The sequence below is a fragment of the Nonomuraea rhizosphaerae genome (assembly GCF_019396405.1).
Lineage (GTDB): Bacteria > Actinomycetota > Actinomycetes > Streptosporangiales > Streptosporangiaceae > Nonomuraea > Nonomuraea rhizosphaerae.
Genome location: NZ_JAHKRL010000283.1, coordinates 1 through 6,989, shown reverse-complemented (window position 1 = coordinate 6,989; position 6,989 = coordinate 1). Strand labels below are relative to the sequence as shown.

At 71.3% G+C, this 6,989-nt stretch carries 9 protein-coding genes; 3 read left to right on the top strand and 6 right to left on the bottom strand.

All coding sequences use genetic code 11. The features are described 5' to 3' along the window. The first annotated feature begins 307 nt into the window (after nt 1-307). Nucleotides 308-1,393: a hypothetical protein gene (locus tag KME77_RS14410; protein ID WP_308250702.1), complete on the top strand. Its 1,086-nt coding sequence runs from the start codon at nt 308-310 to the stop codon at nt 1,391-1,393. A gap of 39 nt (nt 1,394-1,432) precedes the next feature. On the opposite strand, the gene KME77_RS14405 is transcribed toward KME77_RS14410, so the two are convergent. Then, nucleotides 1,433-1,909, bottom strand: a complete 477-nt coding sequence (locus KME77_RS14405) for a hypothetical protein (protein ID WP_219467040.1) — start codon at nt 1,907-1,909, stop codon at nt 1,433-1,435. Between the two features lie 46 nt (nt 1,910-1,955). Next, nucleotides 1,956-2,714: an alpha/beta hydrolase gene (locus tag KME77_RS14400; protein ID WP_219467037.1), complete on the bottom strand. Its 759-nt coding sequence runs from the start codon at nt 2,712-2,714 to the stop codon at nt 1,956-1,958. A 146-nt stretch (nt 2,715-2,860) separates the two neighbouring features. Here KME77_RS14400 and KME77_RS14395 point away from each other — a divergent pair, with 146 nt between their 5' ends. Then, entirely contained in the window at nt 2,861-3,568 is a 708-nt protein-coding gene (locus KME77_RS14395) for a lysophospholipid acyltransferase family protein (RefSeq protein ID WP_219467044.1), read from the top strand. A 15-nt stretch (nt 3,569-3,583) separates the two neighbouring features. Here KME77_RS14395 and KME77_RS14390 read toward each other — a convergent pair whose 3' ends face one another. Next, nucleotides 3,584-4,039, bottom strand: a complete 456-nt coding sequence (locus tag KME77_RS14390; protein ID WP_219467035.1) for a MarR family winged helix-turn-helix transcriptional regulator — start codon at nt 4,037-4,039, stop codon at nt 3,584-3,586. Nucleotides 4,040-4,118: 79 nt separating this feature from the next. On the opposite strand from KME77_RS14390, the gene KME77_RS14385 reads away from it, so the two are divergent. Beyond that, the gene (locus tag KME77_RS14385; RefSeq protein WP_219467033.1) at nt 4,119-4,547 is read left to right on the top strand and encodes a DoxX family protein; all 429 of its coding nucleotides are present in this window, start codon (nt 4,119-4,121) and stop codon (nt 4,545-4,547) included. A 28-nt stretch (nt 4,548-4,575) separates the two neighbouring features. Here the strand turns inward: KME77_RS14385 and mmuM are convergent, their stop codons facing one another. The 3 genes from mmuM to KME77_RS14370 all read right to left on the bottom strand — a co-directional run. Next, nucleotides 4,576-5,442 (bottom strand): homocysteine S-methyltransferase, encoded by an 867-nt coding sequence (mmuM, locus tag KME77_RS14380; RefSeq protein WP_308250701.1) that lies wholly within the window; start codon nt 5,440-5,442, stop codon nt 4,576-4,578. Between the two features lie 100 nt (nt 5,443-5,542). Beyond that, nucleotides 5,543-6,361 (bottom strand): trehalose-phosphatase, encoded by an 819-nt coding sequence (gene otsB, locus KME77_RS14375; RefSeq protein WP_219467030.1) that lies wholly within the window; start codon nt 6,359-6,361, stop codon nt 5,543-5,545. A gap of 131 nt (nt 6,362-6,492) precedes the next feature. After that, nucleotides 6,493-6,989, bottom strand: a 497-nt coding sequence (locus KME77_RS14370) for a TetR/AcrR family transcriptional regulator (RefSeq protein ID WP_372451174.1), incomplete at its 5' end; no start/stop codon positions are given.

Sequence of the window (6,989 nt, the reverse complement as noted above, 5' to 3'; positions counted from 1 at the left end):
GCCGCGGCCGACCTGGCCGCCGCGACCGACCACCTGCCGGTGGTCGCCGAGCTCCGCCCGGAGCCCTGACCGCGTGACCGCCCGAGACGCTTGAACATCCGGCTGACCGCGGAGGCCGAAACCCCTGGTCGTCGTGGCCGAAACCGCTGGACGGAGCGGGGGCGGACGTACGGGGAGCCTCGGGCGGGAGCCCGGCTGAGCTGCGAGTCGGGCGCTAATCGGGCGAAAGACCGCCCCGAGCCAATAGCATTTGGTCATGACTCGTCGCCATCAGCGGCGTGCGCTCTCCTTGATCTTGGCGACGTCCGTGGCCTTGACGCAGGTCACGCCCGCCGCGCATGCCGATCCCCGCCCCGCCACCCTTGAGGCGTGGCAGCAGTCGACCAGCGCGCGCCTCGACGCCGACGCCTCGCTCTCGGACGTGACCGCGCTCCCGTCGGGCGACGTCTGGGCGGTGGGTCAGCAGCAGATCTGGGACGTCTGGAAGAACCGCGGCACGGTCCGCCACTGGAGCGACGGCAGGTGGTCGGAGGTGAGCCTGCGCGACCCCACCGGCGCGGGCAACCTGCGCGGCGTGGCGGCCACCTCGGCCTCCGACGTGTGGGCGGTCGGCGACGGGCACGACGGCCTGCCCTACCTGGCCCACGGCGACGCGGGCGGCCTCGACCGGATCAGGCCGCAGGGCCTGCGCGCGGGCGACTGGCTCGGCGGCGTCGACGCCCGTCCCGGGCGGGTGGTGACCGTCGGCAACCGCGACGACTCCTGGCTCATCCTCACCGGCCAGAACGGTAAGTGGAGCGTCGACTCCTCGCCTCTCGACCAGGAGGGCAAGACGAAGGAGAAGGGCGCGCTCTACGGCGTGTCCAACGGGTTCGCCGTCGGCGACACCGGCCGCGAGCCGCTGATCATGCACCTGTCGGGCGGCGCCTGGAAGCCCATGCCGGTGCCTGACCTGCCCGGCGGCTACCTGCGCGACATCCAGGTCGACGGCCCCAAGCGGGCGCTGGCCGTGGGCGGCGTCTACCGCGCCGACGGCACGGTCGACCCGCTGGTCCTGTCGTGGAACGGCAAGCGCTGGCAGCGCCAGAAGCTGCCCGGCACCGGCTCGCGCCTCTACGGCGTCACCGGCGACGGCAAGGGGCGCTTCTGGATCTCCGGCTACGACCCGTCGCGGGCCAACGAGCCGTTCATGATGCGCTGCGAGAAGCGCGAGTGCGAGATCATCCGGGGCGGCGCGGCCAAGGGCAAGGACAGCGTGCGGCTGCAGGCCGTCACCTACCTGGCCGGCAAGGGCGCGGTCTGGGCGGTCGGGCACGCGGTGGACGCTCGCGAGCGCTACACCGACGTGGTGGAGTCCTTCGGGCCGAAGCTGCCCTCCTCCAAGGACTCCTGAAGCCTTCCGGGGCCCGCCGGTCAGCGGGCGGCGGGCTGCTCAGAGCACCGCGCCGTCGTCCCAGCCCGAGTCGTTGGGCGGGCCGTCGCCCATGCGCACCACCAGCGCCACGAACCCGCCGATGAACGCCGCCACGGCCGTGAACAGCGCCCACCCCTCCATCTGCCAGTTGGCCATCGCGGCGACCAGCAGATAGGCGGGGCCGCCGAAGAGCGCCACCCAGGCGAGCTTGGTCGGCAGGTCGAGCTTGGGCAGCGGCGGCGGCGGGGGCGGCTCGAAGTGGCCCTCGTCCTCCTCCTCGTCGTCGCCCTCGTCGCCGTCGCCGTCGCGGGAGCCGAGCTCGGCCTCGACGTCGGCGTCCTCGTCGGCCGCGGGTTTGACCACGCGGTGAGTCGGCTCGGCCGGGACGTTCTCGCTGTCCGGCCAGGGCTGGTCGGCCGAGTCACGCTCGGCCGTGTCGTTGAAGGACGCGACGATCTGACGCCAGACCTCGTCCTCGTCACTCTGGGGCGTCACCTAGACCGGCCTCTCCGCAGCGATCGCGACTTCCCCCTGGGTGCGATCAGTCCCTCTGCAAGGGTACCGAGGCATGTGTCCGGATGAAGTCGAGGCTACCGGCAAAGATCCTGTCGGCGTCGTTGTCCAGGGTCGCAACATGGTAGCTATCGGTAAGCTCCTCGATCGTGGCCTGCGGTACCTTCTGGCGAATGATCTCCACGCTGGCCGGTTTCACCACGTGGTCCTCCGTGCTGTGGAAGACCAGCAGCGGCTGGGTCACCCTCGCCAGGTCGGCTTGCACCAGCGACCACAGGCCCGGCAGCGAGGCGGCGGCCTTCACGGGCGTGCGCGCGTACGCCAGCTCGGTCACGCCCGGCTTCTTGACGTCGTTGGCCACGCCGGGCACCGACTTCAGGAACCATTTCAGCACCGGTGCGAGCAGTAACAGCGGCTCGTCCCTGGCGATCGACGGGTTGACCACCATGACGCCGGTGATCGCCTCGCCGTGCACCTCGGCCAGCCGCAGCGCCAGGCAGCCGCCCAGCGACAGCCCCGCCACGAACACCTCCTGGCAGCGCCCCTGGAGGTCGGCGAACGCCTTCTCCACCTCGGCGTACCAGTCCTCCCAGCGCGTACGGTTCATCTCCTGCCAGGTGGTCCCGTGACCGGGCTGGCGGGGCAGCGACACACTCACCCCGTGCGCGGCCAGATACTCGCCCCACGGCCGTAGCGACTGGGGGGTGCCGGTGAAGCCATGACACAACAGCACGCCGACCTGGCCTGCTTCGTGGTGGTAGGGCTCCGCGCCTGGCATGAGCGGCATAACAGCTCCTCGACAGGAATTCATCCCGGAATTGCCCGATCGTCGCACGATCGAGGGCAATTGTGCGAGAGGGGCGGTAGGAGCATCGGTTCTGGGATGCGAAGATGACTCTGCTGCAGACTGCGCTCCTGGGAAGAGGTGGCCGGGTGTTCTACTGGGTGGTCAAGGCCATCTTGGGGCCGTTCCTCCACATCGGCTTCCGGCCCTGGGCGGAGGGCGTCGAGAACGTGCCCCGGCAGGGGCCGGCGATCCTGGCCGGCAACCACCTGTCGTTCGCCGACCACTTCTTCGGCCCGCTGCACCTGCGCCGCAAGGTGATCTCGCTCGGCAAGTCCGACTACTTCACCGGGCGCGGGATCAAGGGCTTCTTCACCCGGCTGTTCTTCAGCGGCGTCGGCACCGTGCCCATCGACCGCTCGGGCGGCAAGGCCAGCGAGGCCGCGCTCCGCACCGGCCTGCGGATCCTGCGCGAGGGCAACGTCCTGGGCATCTACCCGGAGGGCACCCGCTCGCCCGACGGCCGCCTGTACAAGGGCAAGACCGGCGTGGCCAGGCTCGCCCTGGAGTCGCGGGTGCCGGTGATCCCGTGGGCCATGGTCAACACCTTCGAGATGATGCCGCCCGGCCGTCCGCTGCCCAAGCTGGGGATCCGGCCCGGCGTGCGGTTCGGCAAGCCGCTCGACTTCTCGCGCTACTACGGCATGGAGGACGACCGGCTCGTGCTGCGCGCCGTGACCGACGAGATCATGTACGCGCTCATGGAGCTGTCGGAGCAGGAGTACGTCGACAAGTACGCCGCCAGCGCCAAGGTCGAGATGGAGCGGGCGGCCCGGGCCGCCAAGTCCCTGCCGTAGCGGTCGCCGGCGCCGTCACTGCCGTAGCGCCTGCTCGGTCCGGCGCATGGCGGTGGTCATCGTCTCCAACTCGTCGCGGGTCAGATGGTCGATGAGGTATTCGCGCACCACCTCCAGATGACCGGGGGCGGTCCGTTCCAGGCAGGCCGTGCCCGCGTCGGTGAGCACCGCCAGCACGCCCCGGTCGTCCTCGGGGCAGGTGGTCCGCTCGACCAGGCCCGCGCGCTCCAGCTGGGTGATCTGGTACGTGAGCGCGCTCTTGGACACGATCACGCCCTTGGCCAGCTCGGTCATGCGCATCTGCCGGCCGGGCGCGTCGGCCAGCCGCACGAGGATCTCGTACTGCGGGTGCGTCAGCCCGGCCGCGGCCTTGAGCTGCTCCTCTATGCGGCGTTCGAGCAGGTGAGCGGTGGACAGGAAGGCGCGCCACGCGGCCATCTCCGTCTCGTCTAGCCACCGGGGGTTTGTCACGGCGTTAAGTGTACTTGTCATTCAGTTTTGAACTTCCACGCTAGAGTACTAGTTCAAATCTGAACCAATGGAGGATTTCATGCTGAACCAGTCACGCTCCGTAGCCCTGTTGATCGCCCGGGTGGCCGTAGGGGTGATCTTCCTGGTGCACGGCTACCAGAAGTTCGCCACCATGGGGATCGCAGGGACCACCAAGTTCTTCGAGTCGGCCGGGGTCCCGCTGGCCGCGGTGGCCGCCCCGGTGGTGGCCGTGCTGGAGGTCGCCGGCGGGCTCGCGCTGATCGCCGGGGTGGCGCTGCCGGTGGTGGGCACGTTGCTGGCGCTGGACATGATGGGGGCCATCCTGTTCGTGCACGGGCCCAACGGGTTCGCGGCCGACAAGGGCGGTTACGAGTTCGTGCTGGCGCTCGGGGCGGCCGCGCTGGCGGTCGGGTTCAGCGGGGGCGGGGCGCTGGCGATCGACCGCCTCCTGTCCCGGCACCGCACTCCGGCCGGCGTCTCCGCCTGAGCGGCCCGGCCAGTGGAGCGGCGGGGGCTCAGGAGATGTGGGCGCGGATCTGCTTGACGTGCTCCGGCGTCGTCCGGCAGCACCCGCCGATCAGCGAGGCCCCCGCCCGCTGCCACTCCTCGGCCGCCTGGCCGTACTCCAGGGGGTCGGCCGTGCCGGTCCAGCGGCCCCGGGCAGCGTCCCACGTCTCGCCGGAGTTGGGGTACACCACCACCGGCAGCCCGCCGGACAGCTTGGTGATCAGGCCGGTGATGTGACGCGGCGCGGTGCAGTTGACGCCCACGGCCACCACCTGCGAGTTGCCCGCGAACAGCGCCGCCGCCTCGGCGATCGGCGTGCCGTCGTTGAGGCAGGCGGCGTCGCGGCAGGAGAAGCTGACCCACGCCTTGACCGACGGCGTCTCGGTCAGCAGCCGGGCCAGCGCCCGCGCCTCCGGGTAGGAGGGGATGGTCTCGCAGGCCATCAGGTCGGCGCCGGCCGAGGCGAGGATCTCCCAGCGCGGCCGGTGCCAGGACAGCAGGCCCAGCTCGTCCAGGCCGTAGTCGCCGGTGTATTCGGCGCCGTTGGCCAGGTAGGCGCCGTACGGTCCGATCGAGGCGGCCACCAGCCCGCCGCCGGCCTCGTCGCGGGCCTGGCCCGCCAGCTCCACCGAGAGCCTGATCAGCCGCTCGGCCCGCGTCTCGTCCATGCCGCGCCGTACGAGGCCGGGCAGCGAGGCCTGGTAGCTCGCGGTCGTGGCGACGTCGGCCCCGGCGGCGTAGTAGTCGGCGTGCGCGCGGCGGATCAGCGCCGGGTCCTCCAGCAGCAGCCGCGCGGACCACAGCTCGTCGCTCAGGTCGGCGCCGAGCATTTCCAGACGCGTCGCCAGGCCGCCGTCAAGGACAAGAGTGCTCACGGGACCAGAGTATGGTGCCCGGCGTACTGGACAGGACTTTGTGGCCCCGCGGCCATGCCACGAACGCCTCCGATAAAGGCGCCTGACTTTCATATCAGGACTATTGGGATTGCCGCATGTCGTGGAAAGCGTGGATTATCGCGTCGAGCATGTCCGGGGTGTCGGCCGGGCCGTCCACGGTGAAATCCGCCTGGCGTGACAGGTCGTCTCCCGTTTCCGGGTTCGCCACCGCGACCCTGACGCCGATGAACGCCGGATCGTCCTCCTCGCGCGCCCGCAGGGCCTCGAACGCGCGGGCGTCCGACAGATCGTCGCCGAAATACCAGGCGCGGGTGAGCGCGGCGCTCTCCCGTTCGACGACGGTGCCCTTGTCGCCGCGTACCGGCGGCCGAAGATCGACCACCATCCGCCCGAACTGCTGCAGCAGCCCCAGCTCCGCCGCCTTCGCCGACGACCATCGCTCGACCGCGCCGCGCAGCGACGGAACGGCTCTGTAGTGCAGCGACACGGCGAGCGCCTTGTCCTCGACGAGCACCTGCCCGGGCAGCTCGCGGGCGGCGTCCTCGGCCACGCGGCGCATGACCGGCTCCCACGGCCGCGCCCCGGCGTCCGTGCGGATCTGGCCGTCCGTCACGGTCTGCAGGCCGTACAGGCCGTGAAGACGGACGCCGGGCGTGCCCGAGAAACGGTCGCGCAGGTACGCGGCCGGCCGCGCGGAGACCACGGCCACCCGCGCGAACAACCCCGCCAGCGCGCCCAGTCGCTCCACCACTCCCTCGATCGGGCGGACCGCGTCCGGGTCGTTCATAATCGGGGCGAGAGTGCCGTCGAAATCGAAGAAGAAACCCGATTCGCGGGGGCTTGAAACGGTAGCGGAGACCGCCTCGCGGAAGCGCAGCGGTGCGCGGGAGGTCGCCATGTACGGTGACGATAGAACAGGGCGACGGACTTCGATAGACGGCCATTCGTAATTTCGCCCGGCGGGCCGGGGGAGTGGGCGGGCCGGCGTCATGCTTGGGATGATTTGCCGCCTCGACGCCGGCGAACGCCCTACGGCGCGGCGCCTCCTCGGGTGACGGCGAGGAGGAGCGCGCCGATCAGCTCGCGCAGCCGGGCCCGGTCCGGCGCGCCCCCGTCGGTCCCGGCGTCGCCGCCCGCGCCGACGAGGCGGTCGAAGAGGATCCCGTCGAGCAGCGCGACGAGGTCGGCCGCGCGGTTGCGGGCGTCCGGCACCTGCCCGGCCGCGAGCATCTCGGCGACCTTGTCGCGGATGTGCGCCCCGCTCTCCACCAGCACCGCCCGGATCTCCGGCCGCCGCCTGGCCTCCAGGGACAGCTCGTAGCGGGCTAGTTGCAGGTGGCCGCCCTGGGTGAGCCAGCGTTCGAGCAGCGCGGTGACGGCGTCGGCCAGGTCGCCGGAACCGCCGAGGTCGCCGGGCCCGGCGTCATCGGGAGCGGGCAGGGGGGCCAGCCCGGCGAGGGTGTGCTCGGCCAGCCGCTCCACCGCCGCCTGCAGCAACTGCTGACGGGTGCGGAAGGAGTACGAGG

Coding starts and splice junctions, on each gene's coding strand:
- KME77_RS14400 (WP_219467037.1), bottom strand. CDS start 2,714: ATGCCGCTCATGCCAGGCGCGGAGCCCTACCACCACGAAGCAGGCCAG.
- KME77_RS14385 (WP_219467033.1), top strand. CDS start 4,119: ATGCTGAACCAGTCACGCTCCGTAGCCCTGTTGATCGCCCGGGTGGCC.
- otsB (WP_219467030.1), bottom strand. CDS start 6,361: ATGGCGACCTCCCGCGCACCGCTGCGCTTCCGCGAGGCGGTCTCCGCT.